Here is a 16,207-nt window from a genome sequence, read left to right as displayed (position 1 = left end):
GAGTCAGCCGGCGAGCGTGGCGGCGGCCGCCTGATCGGCCGCCAGCAGGGCGGTCACCCGCGCGGCCGGCGCGGGCCGCGCGAACAGATAGCCCTGGCCCCGGTCGCAGCCGAGCTCGCGCAGCAGGTCGGCGTGGTGCGGCGTCTCCACGCCCTCGGCGACGGTGGTGAGGTCCAGGCTTCGGGCCAGGTCGACCACCGCGCGGACCAGGGCCTTCTGGCGCAGGTCGGCGGGGTCGGCGGGCATGAAGGACTTGTCGATCTTCAGGGTGTCGATGGGCAGGTCGCGCAGGTAGGCCAGCGACGAGTAGCCGGTGCCGAAGTCGTCGATCGCCACGCGGATGCCGTCGCCGCGCAGCGTGGCCAGGTGGGACAGGGCCTGGTCGGCCTGGGTGCCGGCGTTCACCAGGACGCCCTCGGTGATCTCCAGGGTGAGGGCGCGCGCGGGCAAGCCGCTGTCGGCCACGGCGCGGCGGGCCTTCGCGGCGAAGGCCGGGTCGGCCAGCTGCCTCGGCGAGACGTTCACGGTCAGGGCGACCCCGTGGCCGCGGTGCCAGGCGGCCGCGTCGGCGCAGGCGCGGCGCAGCACCCGCTCACCCAGCTCGATGATCAGGCCGCTGTCCTCGGCTGCCGGGATGAAGCAGTCCGGGCCGATCGGATCGCTGCCCGGCGGGATCCAGCGCGCCAGCGCCTCCACGGCGGCGATCCGGCCGTCACGCAGGTCGACGATCGGCTGGTAGTGGACGGTGAACTCGTCGTTCGCCAGCCCGGCGCGGAGGCGCTCGACCATCCGTACACGATCGATCTGCTCCTGCCGCAGGCGCGGGTCGAACATCACCGCACGGTCCTTGCCGGCCGCCTTCGCCGCGTAGAGCGCCAGGCCGGCGTCACTGAGCAGCTCCGCCGTGCCGGCGTCGGGCGTGAGCAGCAGGATCCCGGCGCTGCCCGTCACGTGCAGGCTGTGCCCGCGCACGTCGAACGGCACCCGCAGCGCGGCCAGCACGTCACCGACCCGGGCCATCACCTCGTCGGCGTCGTCGCAGGGCACCACCAGGGCAAATTCGTCTCCCCCGGTACGGGCGAGCAGCTCGCCCGGCAGCAGCAGCGGCCGCAACCGGCCCGCGACCGCCACCAGCAGCTCGTCGCCGAGCGCGTGCCCGAGCCGGTCGTTGACGTCCTTGAAGCCGTCCAGGTCGAGCAGGACCAGCGCGCCGGTCGCGGGCACCTCCGAGGTGAGCAGCCGGCGGTTGGGCAGGCCGGTCAGCGCGTCGTGCAGCGCCATGTGCCGCATCGCGGACGCCTGACGGCCGGCGAGCCGGGCGGTGAGCGTCATCCGGATCACCAGCAGCACGGCGATCAGCGCCGTGAAGGTCACCGGCACGCCGATGTCCACGGCGTCCAGCTCCTCCTCCTGATAATCACGGATCAGCGCGTACGCCGTCGCGGCCGGCCCGGTGAGCACCAGCACCAGATGCACCACCATCAACTTCAGCGACCCGGCCCGGGCGCGCGTGGCGGGCCGGGCGGCGCCCATCGCCGGGTGCAGACCGGCCGCGGCGATCAGCGCGTACGCCAGTCCCCAGGCGGTGAGGCTCGGGCCCGGGCCGAACCCCGAGCCGGTCACCGTGACGAGGAAGAGCCGCACGTCCGCGACGACGAACACCAGCACGCCGGCCAGCACGAGCAGATGCGGCCGGGACAGGCGCTCCTGCACGGCGAACAGACGCAGCGCCATGCCGAGCAGCAGCACGTCGGCGAACGGGTAGACGAGAGTCTCCAGGCTCGTCGCGGCGTTGCGGTCGTGCACGTACGGGTCGTACAGCATGACCCAGGCCAGCAGCGCGCCGGTGCACACGATGATGCCGGTCTCGCTGATGCCGCCCGAGCGTCCGCCGGAGGCGTCGCGGCGCGGCAGCAGGGCCAGCCCCGCGAACGCCAGGAAGAACGTCGCCGGGTGCAGCACGCCGACCACGTTGAGCCGCTCCGGCCCCGCCGAGCTCAGCAGCCCCAGCCCGGCGCAGCCCGCCGCCGCGGCCAGGAGGCGCCAGGCCACCGGCCGGTCCGGCCTGTGCAGGTGTACGCCGTAAGCGACGCCCGCGCACGCCCCCAGCGCGATGACGCCCGCGGCGACGCTCGTGACCGTGAGCCCGAACAGCTGCGCGGCGCCCATGATCAGGGCGGCGGCGAGCAGCACCAACCACCAGGCGTGCTGTTTCACCGGCCGGCCCTTCCCACGCAGGAGTGGCCCTCATTTTCCAGCGGATCACGGGCGCGGGGCGGAGCTTTGCCGTTCTCGGGCCGGTGAACGCCGGCACAACGCACGGCGCCGGCGCTCACCGGCCGGCGAGCGCCTCCGCGGCGAAGTGCAGCAGGTCCTCGACCGACGGGGCCGCGGGCACGGGCAGCGGCTCCGGGTCCTCGCAGCGGTCGAGCAGCAGCTCGACCAGGGCGGCCCGGTTGACGATCTCGTCGGTCGAGATCATGCCGGGCAGGATGCGGATCTCCACGGTGTCGCGGATCGGCTGGTCGGCGAAGAGTTGGGTCAGGTTGACGTCGAAGTACTTCGTCAGCTCGCCCTCGGCGGCGGCCTTGGCCAGGTCGTCGAAGCCCGGGTTGCCCGCGGCCGCCTCGACCAGCGGGGCCGGCAACGGCGCCAGGCGACGACAGGCCGGGTTGGTCTGCAGCAGCTCCCGCAGCGGCTCGCGCCACGAGGCGAAGAGCCGCACGACGTTCGCCAGCGCGCGCGGGTCACGGAACGGCGCGCCGTCGACGTGCAGGTGGACCGCCGCCTCGTGGGGCACGGTGAAACCCAGCTCGCGGGCGGGCACCAGCAGCTCGTCGAGCGCCTTCTCGTGCCCGGTCGCGAGCGGCGGCGTGACGATCTCGCACGGGCGCTCGCGCTCGGCGCCCTGCGGTGCGGCCAGCGCGATGGTCGCGCCGGCCTCGTCGTCGAGGCGGTAGACGTCGGCGATCGGCTCGGGCACCCGGCCCCACAGCTCGGCGGCGGCGTCGAGGACCGTGGCGAGCGGGGCGCCCGGGTCGGCGTGCCGGGCCAGCAGGCGCAGCAGCCGCGGATCGTCGCTGAGGACCCGGAACCAGCCGGGCAGCGCGGGCGAGCGCGGGTCGAGGCCGTCGAGCAGGGTGATGTCGTCAACGAGCGTGCACAGCGGGGTGCCGTCGGCGCGCACCACCTCGAAACCCTGCGTGAGGTGCAGGAACCGGCCGAGGCCGGGCACCAGGGACGGCTCGCTGTCGTGGTGCCAGACCGGGCGGACCCGGCCGCCGCAGCGGGCGGCCAGGTCGTCGGCGAGCGTGCGCCGGCTGGCGCCGCGGGGCGCCATCAGCTCGATCTCGAAGCCGATGCGCCGGCGCAGCTCCGCGGTCACGGCTGGATCGGCAGCGTCTGACCGGCGAGGAGGCGCTTGCCGGCCTCGGCCTTGGCCTCGCTCGTGGAGATCTTCCACAGCTTGGCCAGCTTCTCGGCGTCGGCGAAGTCGTAGCCCTTCTTGAAGAAGGCCTCGACCTGCTGCGCCTCCTTGGCCGCCTGGACGTTGTCCGCGGTCGGCTGCACCGGCAGCGTCTCGCCCGCGAGCAACCGCTTGCCGGCCTCGACCTTGGCGTCCGACGGGTCGCCGATCTTCCAGATCTTGGCGAGCTTCTCGGCCTCGTCCCAGGTGTAGCCGGCGTTGAAGAACGCGTCGAGCTGCTTCTGGAACTTCTGGATCTCGGCCTCCGACGGCCCGCTCTCCACCGGGTCGGGCGAGGGCTGCACCGGCAGCGTCTCGCCGAGCAGCAGGCGGCGGCCCGCCTCGGCCTTGACCGAGCCGACGTCGCCCGTGCCGAGTTTCCAGATCTTGGCGAGCTTGAGGGCGTCGTTGTAGCCGTAGCCGGCGCCGAAGTAGGCGTTCCAGTACTTCTTGAGATCCGCCTCGCTCGGCGTGCCGCTCACCGACGGCGACACGGCCGGCGCGGCGGCGGGCAGGGTGGCGTTGCCCTGGGTGCCCGGGCCGGCGGGCAGGACCGACGGCAGGTTGAGCACGCCGGCGATCAGGCCGGCGCCGAGCACGGCGCCACCCGCGACGTAGGCACCCCGGCGGCGGCGCTTGTACTTGCCCGCGAGCTCTTCCACGCGGGCGTAGACGGCGGCCGGATCGGGAGTCTGCTGCGAATACTTCTCGAAGGTCTCGCGCAACTGGTCCTGGTGGTGCTCAGTCACAACTTCTCCTCGGCGGGGATCCGGTTCACGTGCTCCGAGAGCCGGAGCGTCTTGAGCGCCCTCGACGCGTGGCTGCGCACGGTGGCGGGCGTGCAGTCGAGCAGGTCGGCGATGGCGTCGTCGTCCAGCTGCTCGTAGTAGCGCAGCACCAGCACCGCTCGCTGCTTGCGGCCGAGCGTGGCCAGCCTGTTCCACAGCGCGTCGGCCTCGACGACGTCCTGGGCGTGGTCGTGGGCCGCGCCGCGGGCGTCGTCGAGCTCGACGAGGCGCTCCCCGACCGCGTGCACGTGCCGCACCGCCCAGCTGCGCCGCCACGACAGGTACTCGTTGAGCACCATGCGCCGCACGTACGCCTCGGGCGAGTCGGCCTCGCTGATGCGGCGCCACCGGACCTGCGCCCGGGCCAGCACTTCCTGGACGACATCCTGAGCGAGATCGTTGTCGCCGGTGAGGACGACCGCGTACCGCATCAGGCTGGGAAGCCGGGCCATCGCGAATTGCTCGAAGGTCACAACCATCTAGACGTCTCCCGAGCCCGGGTTGTGCAGTCGTTCCCCGATATTTTTTTCTACCTGTCCGGTACGCCGAGCGGAGCCATCACCCGCAGGGCGTTCGCGGCGAGGCCGATGCGCAGCGGGGTGCTGCCGCTGGGCTCGCCGTCGACCTCGACGCGGGCCGGCCGGTCGGTCTCGAGCCACAGCTCGTCCACCGCGAGGAAAGGCTCCTCGCGCAGGCTGCGGCGCGGGCCGGTCGCGGCGTTGCGCGCCGTCTCGCGCACCAGCTCGATCTTCGAGGGACCACCGACGGGGTACGCCACGAGCAGCCGATCGTCCGCGTTGGCGTCGCCGGTGATCGGGCGCCCGGCGTGGTGGCCGCCGTTGGCCACGTACACCTGGTGGCTCACGTACACGTGACTGCGCCCGTCGGTGCGCACCGTGATGCGCAGCGGACGGTGGGTGGCCAGCAGGCCCAGGGCGGTGAGCGGGTAGGCGACCTTGCCGAACAGCCGCTTGAGCGGGCGCGGCGCCTTGAGCATCACCTCGGCCGACAGCCCGACGCCGACGTGGTTGGTGAACGCCTGGTCGCCGGCGAGGCCGAGGTCGAGGTCGATCACCTTGCCGGTGGAGAGCACGGCGATCGACTCGTCCAGGCCGAGCGGGATGCCCGCGGTGCGCGCGAAGTTGTTCGTCGTGCCGAGCGGCAGCAGGCCCAGCGCGATGTCGCGGTGGGCGAGCAGCCGGGCCGCCGTGCTGATCGTGCCGTCGCCGCCGCCCGCCACCAGCAGGTCCGGGCCCAGCCCGATCGCCTCGGCGAGGATCTCCGGCAGCTCCTGCGGCCGGTCGACGGGATAGGCCTTGAGCAGCGTGAAGCCCGCCTCGGCGAGGCGCGACCGGGCGTCGTCGTAGAGCTGCCGGCCGCGCCGGGAGTGGGCGTTGACGACCAGCACCGCCCGGCGCTCGCCACGGATGGCCTCGGTCAGCTCCTCTTTCGTACGCATCAGGAGCGACCCTATCGGGTCAGCACCGAGGTCCCGGCCTCCACCGCGTACGAGGCGCTGGTGCTCACCGGCGCGTCGGGCACGTCGATCGTCTCGACCGTGCGCACGTCGGTGTGCCACACCGACCGGTTGACCAGGCAGCGCAGGTAGCCGCGCCGGGACCCGTCGAAGTACTTGACGTGCGGGTTGAGCGTCGGGTTGACGGCCTTGAGCGGCGCGTCGAAGGCGATCGGGAAGTCCGAGCTGACCGAGGTGGCGGTGAACTCGACGGCGACGGGCCGCTGCTCGGGCCGGTCGAAGTCGACCCGCAGCTCGCTGAACCAGGTCGAGTGGATGTCGCCGGCCAGGATCACCGGGTTGGCCACCTTCGCGGCGGCGAGGTGCTGGAGGAAGCGGGTGCGCTGCGGCGCGTACCCGTCCCACTGGTCGAGGTTGGCGACGATCGGCGGCACCGGGGCGCCGGTCGGGTTGGGGAACTTGATGCGGCTCATCATCACCTGCTGGGCGACGACGTTCCAGCGGGCCGGCGAGTGGTCGAGACCGGCGCGCAGCCAGTGCTCCTGGGCCTCGCCGGTGAGGCTGCCCGCCGCGTTGGCGAGGCCGGCCTCGGCGAGCCCGAAGTCGCCGGGGAAGCCGCCGGGCTGGTCGGTGCGGTACTGCCGGGTGTCGAGCACGTTGAGGCGCAGCAGCCGGCCGAAGTCGAAGCGGCGGAAGATGCGCAGGTCGGTGCTGCCCGGCCGCAGGTCGGCCCGGATCGGCATGTGCTCGTAGTAGGCCTGGTACGCCGCGGCGCGCTGCCGGGCGAACTCGGCGAGGGTCTGCCGCTTGGCCCCGGTGTCGTCGATCTCGTCGATCAGGCCGGCGTAGTTGTTCTCGGTCTCGTGGTCGTCCCAGGTGACGATCCACGGGAACGCGGCGTGCGCGGCCTGGAGCGCGGGGTCGCTCTTGTACTGGGCGTGGCGCGCGCGGTAGTCGTCGAGCGTGACGAGCTGGTCGAGGCCGGGCGTCTGCGGCGCGGTGTGCCGCCGGTCCGCGAAACGGCTGCTCGGGTCGTACTCGTAGATGTAGTCGCCCAGATGGACCACGACGTCGAGGTCCTCGGCGGCGAGGCCGAGGTAGGCGGGCCAGTAGCCGTTCTGGAAGTCCTGGCAGTTGACGATGCCGAAGCGCAGGCTGCTCCCGCGGCCGGCGGTCCTGGTGCGCCCGGTGGGGCTGATCCGGCCCAGCGCGCGGAAGCGGTAGAAGTACTCGCGCCCGGCGTCGAGGCCGCGCGCGTCGACGTGCACCGAGTGGGCGAGCTCCGGGCGCGCGATGACGCGTCCGTGCCGGGCGACACGGCGGAACCGCTCGTCGTGCGCGATCTGCCACTCCACCTCGACCTTGCCCCTCAGGGAGGCGTGCACGAGCCGCGTCCAGAGGATCACCGCGTTCGGCAGCGGATCGCCGCTGGCGACCCCGAGCGGGAAGAGCTCGGCGGCCCGCGTCGCGTGCGCGGACGCCGGCGGCAGCGCGGCGAGCCCGGCCGCGGCGGCGGCACCGGAGAGAACATGGCGACGGGTCAGCATGGGGCGGCTCCTCGACGTCGAGTGCGTCCAATCTCGGCCGTCACCCTGTCATGCCGGCCACCGCCGGGCGAAAGGCACGTGACGTATATATGACTACGCGTTCGCGGCTCGGCGGCCGACGTACTCGCTGGAGCGGTGCGACGGATACTGGATGAGGTTGTTGGGGGCCTCCTCCAGGCCGCTCGACCAGCTGCGCCGGCCCTCGAGGGGCTCCTCCTGATAGGTGTCGCGCACCCGGAACTGGCGGCCGTAGTCGAGCATGCCGTCGATGAGCCGGTCGACGTCGCGGGCCGGCCGCACCACCAGGCGCATGAACTGGCTGGTCATGCCGAGCTTGTTGCCGCACTCACGGGTGTAGACGCCGTGGTTGGCCACCAGGTAGTCGCGCAGCGCCACGCCGGACCACTCGGTCGGCAGCTTCACGAGGATGAAGTTGCCCTGCGACGGGAAGACCGTGATGCCGGGGATGCGCGCGAGCTCCCCGGCCATCGCGCGCCGGTCGCGGCTGAGCAGGCGCAGGCTGTCCTCGTACTCCTCCTCGTGGTCCTGGATCATGAAGACGACCTTCTCGGCGAGCGAGTTGAGGTTCCACTTGGGCAGCGCCTTGCCGATCTTGCCGGCGATGGACGGGTTCGCCATCAGGTAACCGAAGCGGATGCCGTGCAGGCCGAAGTTCTTGCCGAGGCTCTTGAGCACCACGGTGTTGGGGCGGATCACCGCGTCGGGGCCGACCGACGGGTACTGCTCCATGTCGGAGAAGTCGATGAACGACTCGTCGATCACCACGAGGTCGAGGTCACCGAGCATGTCCATGAAGCGGATGACGTCGCGGCGCGGCAGGTAGCAGCCGTCCGGATTGTTGACGTTGCAGACCACGGCGACGCGGGAGCCGCGGTCGCGGATGAAGCGCACGTAGTCGTCGAGGTTGAGCCGGAAGCCGTCGCGCTCCTGCAGCGGGAACATGTCGACGCGCTTGCCGGTCTCGAGCGGCTGGTCGGTCCAGCGGCCGAAGGTGGGGATCGGGATCGCCACGCTCTCCTTGATCAGCAGGTGGTCGATCCAGGTGATCAGCTCGGTGGAGCCGTTGGCCATCGCGACCGTCTGCGGGTGCAGGCCGAGCACGCTGCAGAGCTTCTTGGTGATGCTGGTGGAGTCGCTCGGGTAGTACTTCAGGATGTTCTTGAGGTCGCGGGTGAGCTCGTCGAACATCTCCGGCGTCGGGAAGTACGGATTGCACGGGATGCAGAAGTCCACGATCTCCACGCCTTCGCCCGCGTTGCGCGCGAGGTCGAAGTAGGAGGCGCTGTGCGCTCCCTTGTGCAGGATCGAGGTGTCGATTCCGGTCCCCGCCATGACGACTCCTTGTGTGGTTGGTTGGCCGCCATCCAGTACGGGAAGAAGTTTCAAAGGGTTCACGAATTTCTGTTTGCGCAGGTCACCGCCTTAGCGGCGCCTTAAATTCGCTTGTGATCCAGATCACTTCGCGATGATTGCGCAGGTCGGACCGGGTTCATCCAAGGTCATGTGGGATCGGTCGCGGGAAAGTGTCGTACCCCGGTCGTAGCGTCGCCCCCATGACCGACAGCACGCGCACGGTCACCGCTACCGTGCTGCGCACCCAGGACGAAGTGGAGGCGCACATCCGCGCCATCTGCTTCAAGACCGGCCCGCCCACCCTCCTCGGCGCCGAGCTGGAATGGACCCTGCACTCCTCGGTGGCGCCTTCCGCGCCGCTGCGGCCCGCCGTCCTCCGTGACGCGCTGGGCCGCCATACCCCGGTGACCCTCGGGTCGCCCGTACCGCCCGATCCGCTGCCCGCGGGTGGCACCCTGACCGTCGAGCCCGGCGGCCAGGTCGAGATCTCCTCGGCCCCCGCCACCTCCCTGCCCTCGTTGCACGCCGCGGTGAGCGCCGACAAGGCCTACCTGACGCAGCTGCTCGGCGAGGCCGGCCTCTCCCTCGGCGAGCACGGCGCCGATCCCTACCGCGAGCCCCGGCGGATCCTGCGCACCCCGCGCTACGACGCGATGGAGCAGGCCTTCGACGCCCGGGGCCCGCACGGGCGGGTGATGATGAGCAGCACGGCCGGTCTGCAGGTCTGCCTCGACCCCGGCGACGACCCGCTGCGGTGGGCCGCCGCCTCGGCGCTCGGGCCGCCGCTGGTGGCGGCGTTCGCCAACTCCCGGCGGCACGCCGGGCGCGACACCGGGCTCGCCTCGGCCCGCATGGCGGCGTGGTGGGCGATGGATCCCCGGCTCACCCATCCGGTCCCGGTCACCGGCGATCCGGCCGGCGCCTGGGCCCGCTACGCGCTGGACGCCCCGCTCACCTGCGTGCGCCGCGACGGCGCCTGCTGGGACGCGCCACCCGGTCTCACCCTGCGCGACTGGGCCGAGGGCGCGCTGCCGTGGGCCCTCACGCCCGGCGACGTCGACTACCACCTCAGCCTGCTGTTCCCCCCGGTGCGGCCGCGCGGCTACCTCGAGGTGCGCTACCTCGACGCGCAGCCCGGCGACGACTGGATCGTGCCCGTCGCCGTCCTCACCACCCTGCTCGACGACCCCGCCACCGCTCTCGACCTGGCGGCGCCCACCGCCGGCCGCTGGCTCGAGGCCGCGCGCCTCGGCCTGGCCGACCCCGCCCTGCGGCGCACCGCCGCCGCCCTGCTCGACCTGGCCTGCCGTCGCCTCGACGGCACCGGCCTCTCCCCCACCGTCCGTGCCCAGATCGTCTCCTTCATCGAGCGCTTGCCTTGGGAGGGCTCGCAGTGACCATCGAGACCGAGCGGCTGCGCGACCGCGTCGCCGCCGAGCTGATCCGCACCCGTGACCGCACCACCCTGCTCACCGAGGCCGTCGACGACGGCGACCTGATCCGCCAGCACTCCCCGCTGATGTCGCCGCTGGTCTGGGACCTGGCCCACGTCGGCAACCAGGAGGAGCTCTGGCTGGTGCGCGACGTCGGCGGCCGCGAGCCGGTGCGCCGCGACATCGACGAGCTGTACGACGCGTTCAAGCACGCCCGCCGCGACCGCCCGGCCCTGCCGCTGCTCACCCCGGCCGAGGCCCGGCGCTACGTGGCCCAGGTGCGCGACAAGGCGCTCGACGTGCTCGACGCCGCCCGGCTGGAGGGCCGTCGGCTCACCGTCGACGGGTTCGCGTTCGGCATGATCGTGCAGCACGAGCAGCAGCACGACGAGACCATGCTCGCCACGCACCAGCTGCGCGTGGGCGCGCCGGTGCTCTCCGCTCCGCCCCCGCCGCCGGGCAGCTCCGTCACCGGCGAGGTCCTCGTGCCCGGCGGCCCGTTCACCATGGGCACCGACACCGAGGCGTGGGCGCTCGACAACGAGCGGCCGGCCCACGTTCTCGATGTTCCGGCCTTCCACATCTCCCGGGCCGCCGTGACAAACGGGGAATACGCCGCGTTCATCGCCGCCGGCGGCTACGACGACCCGCGCTGGTGGAGCCCCGCGGGCTGGGACCACCGCCAGGCCGCCGGGCTGACCGCGCCGCTGCACTGGCAGCGCGACGGCGACGGCTGGCTGGCCACCTCGTTCGGCCGCACGGCGCCGATCGTCGAGGACGAGCCGGTCGTGCACGTCTGCTACTACGAGGCCGAGGCGTTCGCCGCGTGGGCCGGCAAGCGGCTGCCCACCGAGGCCGAGTGGGAGAAGGCGGCCCGCCACGACCCGGCCACCGGCCGCTCGCGCCGCTATCCGTGGGGCGACGAGACCCCGTCGCCGGAGCACGCCAACCTGGGGCAGCAACACCTGCGTCCCGCGGCGGCCGGGGCGTTCCCCGCGGGCGCGTCGCCGCTCGGCGTCCATCAGCTCATCGGCGACGTGTGGGAGTGGACGTCGACCGACTTCCACGGCTACCCCGGCTTCGCCGCCTTCCCCTACAAGGAATACTCGGAGGTCTTCTTCGGCCCCGACTACAAGGTGCTGCGCGGCGGGTCGTTCGGCACCGACCGGGCGGCGATCCGGGGCACGTTCCGCAACTGGGACTATCCGATCCGGCGGCAGATCTTCAGCGGCTTCCGGCTCGCGCGGGACGCCTGATGTGCCGCCATCTGGCCTACGCCGGGCCGGCGATCCCGCTGGCCCGGCTCCTCTTCGACCCGCCGCACTCGCTGTCGCGCCAGTCGTGGGCGCCGCGCGACATGCGCGGCGGCGGCACGATCAACGCCGACGGGTTCGGCGTCGGCTGGTTCACGCCGGCCGGCGCGGTGCGCTACCGCCGGGCCACCCCATTGTGGAGCGACACGACGCTGCCCGCGCTGGCGGCGGCCCTGCCGGTCACCGGTGTGCTCGCGGCCGTGCGCAGCGCGACCGAGGGCATGCCGGTGGTCGAGACGGCGGCGGCGCCGTTCGGCGACACGGCCGGCCCGGTCCCGCACCACGGCGGCGACCTCACGGCGGCCGCGGGGCCGTGGCTGTTCAGCCACAACGGCAAGGTGACCGGCTGGCCCGACTCGATGGTCAAGCTCGCCGCCGGCCTGCCGACGGCCGACCTGCTCACGCTGGAGGCGCCGACCGACTCGGCGCTGCTGTGGGCGCTGGTGCGCGCCCGGCTGCGCTCCTCGCCGCCGGCCGCCGCCGTCGCCGCGGTCGTGGCCGAGGTCGAGGCCGCCGCGCCCGGCTCCCGGCTCAACCTGCTGCTCACCGACGGCACCACCATCGTGGCCACCACGGCCGGTCATTCCCTGTCCGTACGCCAGGGCGACGGCTGCGTGCTGGTCAGCTCCGAACCGCTCGACGACGCCCCGGCCTGGCGGCCCGTCCCGGACCGTTCCCTGCTCGTCGCCGACGCCGGCGAGCTCGCCATCACCCCGCTGGGAGAAGCATGACCGTCACAGACGTCTACCTCGACGCCGGCGACCTCGCCCGCGCGCTGCGCGCGGACGTGACCGCCGGCTTGACCGCCGACCCCAAGTGGCTGCCGCCGAAGTGGTTCTACGACGCGCGGGGCAGCGAGCTCTTCGAGCAGATCACCGAGCTGCCGGAGTACTACCCGTACCGCGCCGAGCGGTCCATCCTCGCCGCGCACGCCGCCGAGCTGCCCCCGGCCCGCACGCTGATCGAGCTGGGCTCCGGCTATTCGACAAAGACCCGGCTGCTGATGGACGCGCTCGGCACCCTCGAGACGTACGTGCCGATGGACATCTCCGCGTCGGCGCTCGCCGCGGCCGCGACCCAGATCGCGACCGACTACCCGCGGCTGCGCGTGCACAACATCGTCGGCGACTTCGGCCGCCACCTGGGACACCTGCCCGGCGGCGACGACCGCCTGGTGGCCTTCCTCGGCGGCACCATCGGCAACCTCGAACCGGCGGAGAGGGCGAAGTTCCTGGCCTCGGTACGCGAGGTGCTCCACCCCGGCGAGCGCCTGCTGCTCGGCACCGACCTGGTGAAAAGCCCGAGCGTGCTGGTGCCCGCCTACGACGACGCCCAGGGCGTGACGGCCGACTTCAACCGCAACGTCCTCCGCGTCATCAATGCCTCCCTCGGCGCCGACTTCGACGTCGACGCCTTCGCCCACGTAGCCCTCTGGGACCCCATCAACGAGTGGATCGAGATGCGCCTCCGCGCCACCCGCCCGATGCGCGTCACCATCCCCACCCTCAACCTGACAGCCCACTTCACCGACGGCGAGGAGATCCGCACAGAGATCTCCGCAAAGTTCCGCCGCGAGCGCGTCGACAAGGAACTGGCCGAGGCCGGCTTCACCCTCGACCAGTGGTGGACCGACGACGAGTCCCGCTTCGGCTTGTCCCTGTCCTCCGCCGTCTGACCCAGGCGTCCAACCCGGACCGTCCAACCCCGGCCGTCCAACCCGGGCCGTCCAACCCCGGCCGTCCAACCACGCCCTCCAACCCCGGCCGCCCAGCGGCGGCCGTCCAACCGCCGTCGTCCGACCGCAGTCCATTGATCCCGCCGGGTGGGCGGCCGCCACCGCCCACCCGGCACTCGACCGTCCGCCTCCGCACGGCCGCTTCCCGGCCCACCGCCCCGCCCTCGATCACCACACCCTCTGGCGGGCGAGCGGCCTCATCCCATCGCCGCCGGCAACCACCACCCGTCGACGCAGCGCGCGCCCTCAAGGCACCGCGTTCGGCCCCGGCGACCCCACGATCACAACCACCCGAGGCGACCGCCCTCGGCCACCAACCACCCCGACCACAACCCTTGCCGCAACCGCTTCCGGTCGGTCGCCCCGGGCGTCGATCACCGCTTCTTCCGGCTCGTCCGACCGGCGCACCGGCTCCCGTCGGTGATCGACTTTCCGGCGGCGGGTCAGCGGGTGAAGCGGAAGACCGCCGACGAGTTGTCGCTCAGGCCGCCGACGAGCAGTTTGCCGTCGGGCTGGGCTCGGAGGACGTTTCCGCGCTCGTTGGCGCCCGCGATGTCGGTGCGCTTCGACCAGAGCTGCCGGCGGCCGTCGGCGCTGAACTCGGCCAGCAGGACGTCGCTGCTCTCGGCGCCCGTGACGGTGATGCCGCCGGTGGGGGCCACGACGGGCGAGTTCATCGAGTCGTACGAGGTCAGCGTCAGGCCGTCGCCGTCGAAGGTGCGGTCCGGGCGGCCGTTCGGCAGGAAGCGGAGCAGGCCCGTGCGGTGGGTGTCGCCGAGCTGGGTTCCGACGGTCATCACGATCCGGCCGTCGGCCATGACCACCGGGTCGTCGCCGCCGTCGATGCCGTCGGGGCCGGTGATGTCGCGGGTCACCCGTCCGCCCGTACCGAAGGAGGGGTCGAGGGCGCCGCTCTCGGTGAACCTCGCCAGCATGATGTCGCCGGTCGGCTCGGGCAGGGTGCTCCAGTAGGCGGTGCTGCCCGCGACGACGATCTTGCCGTCGGGGGCGAGCGCCAGGGAGGTCACCAGGTCGAACTCCCGGGTGCCGACGTCGGCGCGGACCACCCCGCCGGCGCCGAACGTGGGATCCGGCGTGCCGTCGGGCAGCAGGCGGGCCAGCACCGGGGCGTCGCCGCCGTCCGCGGTGGCCGAGCGGAACGCGATCAGCAGCCTGCCGTCCGGCCGCGCCGCCAGCGCCATGATCTGGGAGGAGGTCACGCCGTCGCCGAGCTCCGGGAAGACCGTGCTCTGCACCGAGCCGTCACTCGCGTACGTCACCAGCACCGCGACCGCGTGACCGTCGCGCGACGTCCAGCCGCCGACGGCGAACCGCCCGTCCGGCAGCAGCGCGACCGACGTCGGCGCCTCCCAGTCGCTCGCGGGATCGGGATCCGTCCGCACGACGCCCCAGTCGCCGAACGGAATGTCGTAGTCGCCGTTCGCGAGCCGGCGCACCAGGTTGAACTTGCCGTCACCCGACGACAGCGTCAGGATCTTGCCGTCCGGCTGAACCGCCATCCCGACGACCTCGTCCCCCGGCGCGAAGTAGTCGTAGACCACTCCCGTGCCGGCGAACGACGTGTCGAGATCGGGTCTCCGGTCCGCGGCCCACGCTCCGGCCGGCGCGGTCAGCGCCCCGGCCACGGCCGCCGCCACCAGCACACGCATACGCACACCGATCACCTCCCCGTCCGCGGTCCACCCTGGACACGCGATGTGGCGCCAGTCTCATCGGCGCGGTGTGAGGTCGGTGCTAGCAGTTCACTATTTGCGGTAGATCCTGTAGTACAACACAAGGAACGGAAGCCCATAGAGCGAGAACGCGTGCTCGGCCCGCAGCTCTCCCCCGTCGACGAAGACGTCCAGCCGCTCGGCGAAGCCGTGCACGGACAGAGTGGTCAGCTCGCGGGTCTCCGGGTCGACGTAGGTCAGATAGTGGCCGGGATGCTCGAGGTCGCTGCGGCTGCTCAGCACGAGACCGCCGCCGGGGCGCGGCACGGGCAGCAGCGTGGCCGTGAAGTTGCCCTGCGGCACCGGGAAGCCGACGCTCACATAGCCGCGCCCGTCGTGCCGGTACGTGGTGTAGATGCCCACGTAGATCGGCTCGTCCGTGTCGGCGTACGACCGGATCCATCCCCGCACGCCGGCCACGTCCGTGCCCTCGGGCGTGATCGTGTCGATGCGGCTGCGGACGCCGCGCAGGGTCTCGCGCTGGTTCATCGGTACGTTGGCCTGCCCGAGCGGACGCGCCACGAACGTGCGGTAAAGCAGGTAGCCCGGCCGCACCCAGAGCCGCCACTCGGGCACGATGTCGAGCCGGAACCGGGTGGTGTGCTCGTAGAACTCCCGCACCAGCGGATCGACCCCGGCGGGATCGAACTGCGGCCCGGCGAGGTCGTCGAGCGAGGCGACGATCCCCACGTCCGGAGCGTCGGCCTGGTACGTGCCGCCGAGATCGTCGGCCAGCCGCCGCACGTAGCCGGTGCCGACATAGCCGGTGCGCGCCTCCAGCGGCACCACGAACGGCAGTTCCTCGGCACCCACCCGTTCGGCGAGCAGCCCCACCTGCGGATCACGGAACAGCAGCGCGGCCAGCACCCGATAGCCGGCCACCGCACTCGCCGCGACCGCCGCCGGGGGCGCGTCCCGGCCCCAGGCAGCGCCGACGGCCGCGCCCACGACCGGCCCGAGCACCACCTTGTGCGGCCGCAGCCCGAGCGCCCCCGCCACCGAGCCGGCGGCCAGCCCCACGGCAACCGGGCCGGCCTTGGTGACCCGCCAGCCCAGCCAGCCGGCCGGCGCCGCGAGCGCCCCGCTCATGAGCACCCGCGACCACAGCGCCGGAATCTCCTGGGGCCGCTGCCGAGCCCGAGCCACCGCCTCACCCGCGGCGAGCACCGCCGCACCGGCCAGCCCGCCGACGACTCCCGCACGCCGCCCCCGCCGCCCCGCGATCGCCACCCCGGCCAGCGCCCCGGTCGCCGCCGCGAAGAGAAGGCCGCCGAGGCGCTTGCCGCCGTCGTCGCGCCCGCGAGAGCTCCGTGCATCCGCCGTCATGCGCGCAGGCTAACA

13 protein-coding genes are annotated in these 16,207 nt (G+C 72.8%); 4 read left to right on the top strand and 9 right to left on the bottom strand.

Annotated elements, in window-relative coordinates:
• Positions 1 to 3: 3 nt before the first annotated feature.
• From Ade02nite_RS40720 to Ade02nite_RS40690, 7 genes are all read right to left on the bottom strand, one after another.
• Positions 4 to 2,217 (bottom strand): putative bifunctional diguanylate cyclase/phosphodiesterase, encoded by a 2,214-nt coding sequence (locus tag Ade02nite_RS40720; RefSeq protein ID WP_203775713.1) that lies wholly within the window; start codon positions 2,215 to 2,217, stop codon positions 4 to 6.
• A gap of 115 nt (positions 2,218 to 2,332) precedes the next feature.
• Complete coding sequence (locus Ade02nite_RS40715; RefSeq protein ID WP_203775711.1) at positions 2,333 to 3,385, bottom strand: amidoligase family protein; 1,053 nt, start codon at positions 3,383 to 3,385, stop codon at positions 2,333 to 2,335.
• On the bottom strand, positions 3,382 to 4,215 hold the full coding sequence (locus tag Ade02nite_RS40710) for a hypothetical protein (protein WP_203775709.1): 834 nt from the start codon (positions 4,213 to 4,215) through the stop codon (positions 3,382 to 3,384). Before Ade02nite_RS40710 ends, Ade02nite_RS40715 begins: the two co-directional genes overlap by 4 nt.
• The gene (locus tag Ade02nite_RS40705; RefSeq protein ID WP_203775707.1) at positions 4,212 to 4,733 is read right to left on the bottom strand and encodes a sigma-70 family RNA polymerase sigma factor; all 522 of its coding nucleotides are present in this window, start codon (positions 4,731 to 4,733) and stop codon (positions 4,212 to 4,214) included. Before Ade02nite_RS40705 ends, Ade02nite_RS40710 begins: the two co-directional genes overlap by 4 nt.
• Positions 4,734 to 4,783: 50 nt before the next feature.
• Positions 4,784 to 5,713: a diacylglycerol/lipid kinase family protein gene (locus Ade02nite_RS40700; RefSeq protein ID WP_203775705.1), complete on the bottom strand. Its 930-nt coding sequence runs from the start codon at positions 5,711 to 5,713 to the stop codon at positions 4,784 to 4,786.
• Between the two features lie 11 nt (positions 5,714 to 5,724).
• A complete protein-coding gene (locus tag Ade02nite_RS40695; RefSeq protein WP_203775703.1) occupies positions 5,725 to 7,278 on the bottom strand; it encodes an alkaline phosphatase D family protein in 1,554 nt (517 codons plus the stop codon).
• 93 nt (positions 7,279 to 7,371) lie between these two features.
• Entirely contained in the window at positions 7,372 to 8,631 is a 1,260-nt protein-coding gene (locus tag Ade02nite_RS40690; protein WP_203775701.1) for a pyridoxal phosphate-dependent aminotransferase, read from the bottom strand.
• Positions 8,632 to 8,852: 221 nt separating this feature from the next.
• Between Ade02nite_RS40690 and Ade02nite_RS40685 the strand changes: the two genes are divergently transcribed.
• Genes Ade02nite_RS40685 through egtD form a run of 4 tightly spaced genes read left to right on the top strand, consistent with a single transcriptional unit; the run spans position 8,853 to position 13,073 of the window.
• Entirely contained in the window at positions 8,853 to 10,049 is a 1,197-nt protein-coding gene (locus Ade02nite_RS40685) for a glutamate-cysteine ligase family protein (protein ID WP_203775699.1), read from the top strand.
• The gene (egtB, locus tag Ade02nite_RS40680) at positions 10,046 to 11,341 is read left to right on the top strand and encodes an ergothioneine biosynthesis protein EgtB (RefSeq protein ID WP_203775697.1); all 1,296 of its coding nucleotides are present in this window, start codon (positions 10,046 to 10,048) and stop codon (positions 11,339 to 11,341) included. The genes Ade02nite_RS40685 and egtB overlap by 4 nt, the downstream gene beginning before the upstream one ends.
• On the top strand, positions 11,341 to 12,129 hold the full coding sequence (egtC, locus tag Ade02nite_RS40675; protein ID WP_203775695.1) for an ergothioneine biosynthesis protein EgtC: 789 nt from the start codon (positions 11,341 to 11,343) through the stop codon (positions 12,127 to 12,129). The genes egtB and egtC overlap by 1 nt, the downstream gene beginning before the upstream one ends.
• Complete coding sequence (egtD, locus tag Ade02nite_RS40670; protein ID WP_203775693.1) at positions 12,126 to 13,073, top strand: L-histidine N(alpha)-methyltransferase; 948 nt, start codon at positions 12,126 to 12,128, stop codon at positions 13,071 to 13,073. The genes egtC and egtD overlap by 4 nt, the downstream gene beginning before the upstream one ends.
• A gap of 503 nt (positions 13,074 to 13,576) precedes the next feature.
• Here egtD and Ade02nite_RS40665 read toward each other — a convergent pair.
• Together Ade02nite_RS40665 and Ade02nite_RS40660 are read right to left on the bottom strand one after the other, a co-directional pair.
• The gene (locus tag Ade02nite_RS40665) at positions 13,577 to 14,803 is read right to left on the bottom strand and encodes an NHL repeat-containing protein (RefSeq protein WP_239169409.1); all 1,227 of its coding nucleotides are present in this window, start codon (positions 14,801 to 14,803) and stop codon (positions 13,577 to 13,579) included.
• Positions 14,804 to 14,899: 96 nt separating this feature from the next.
• Positions 14,900 to 16,192: a hypothetical protein gene (locus Ade02nite_RS40660; RefSeq protein ID WP_239169406.1), complete on the bottom strand. Its 1,293-nt coding sequence runs from the start codon at positions 16,190 to 16,192 to the stop codon at positions 14,900 to 14,902.
• Positions 16,193 to 16,207: the final 15 nt, after the last annotated feature.

The sequence above is a fragment of the Paractinoplanes deccanensis genome, from assembly GCF_016862115.1.
Taxonomy (GTDB): Bacteria; Actinomycetota; Actinomycetes; order Mycobacteriales; family Micromonosporaceae; genus Actinoplanes; species Actinoplanes deccanensis.
The sequence above is the reverse complement of the archived record's forward strand: the minus strand, read 5'-3'. Positions and strand labels throughout refer to the sequence as shown.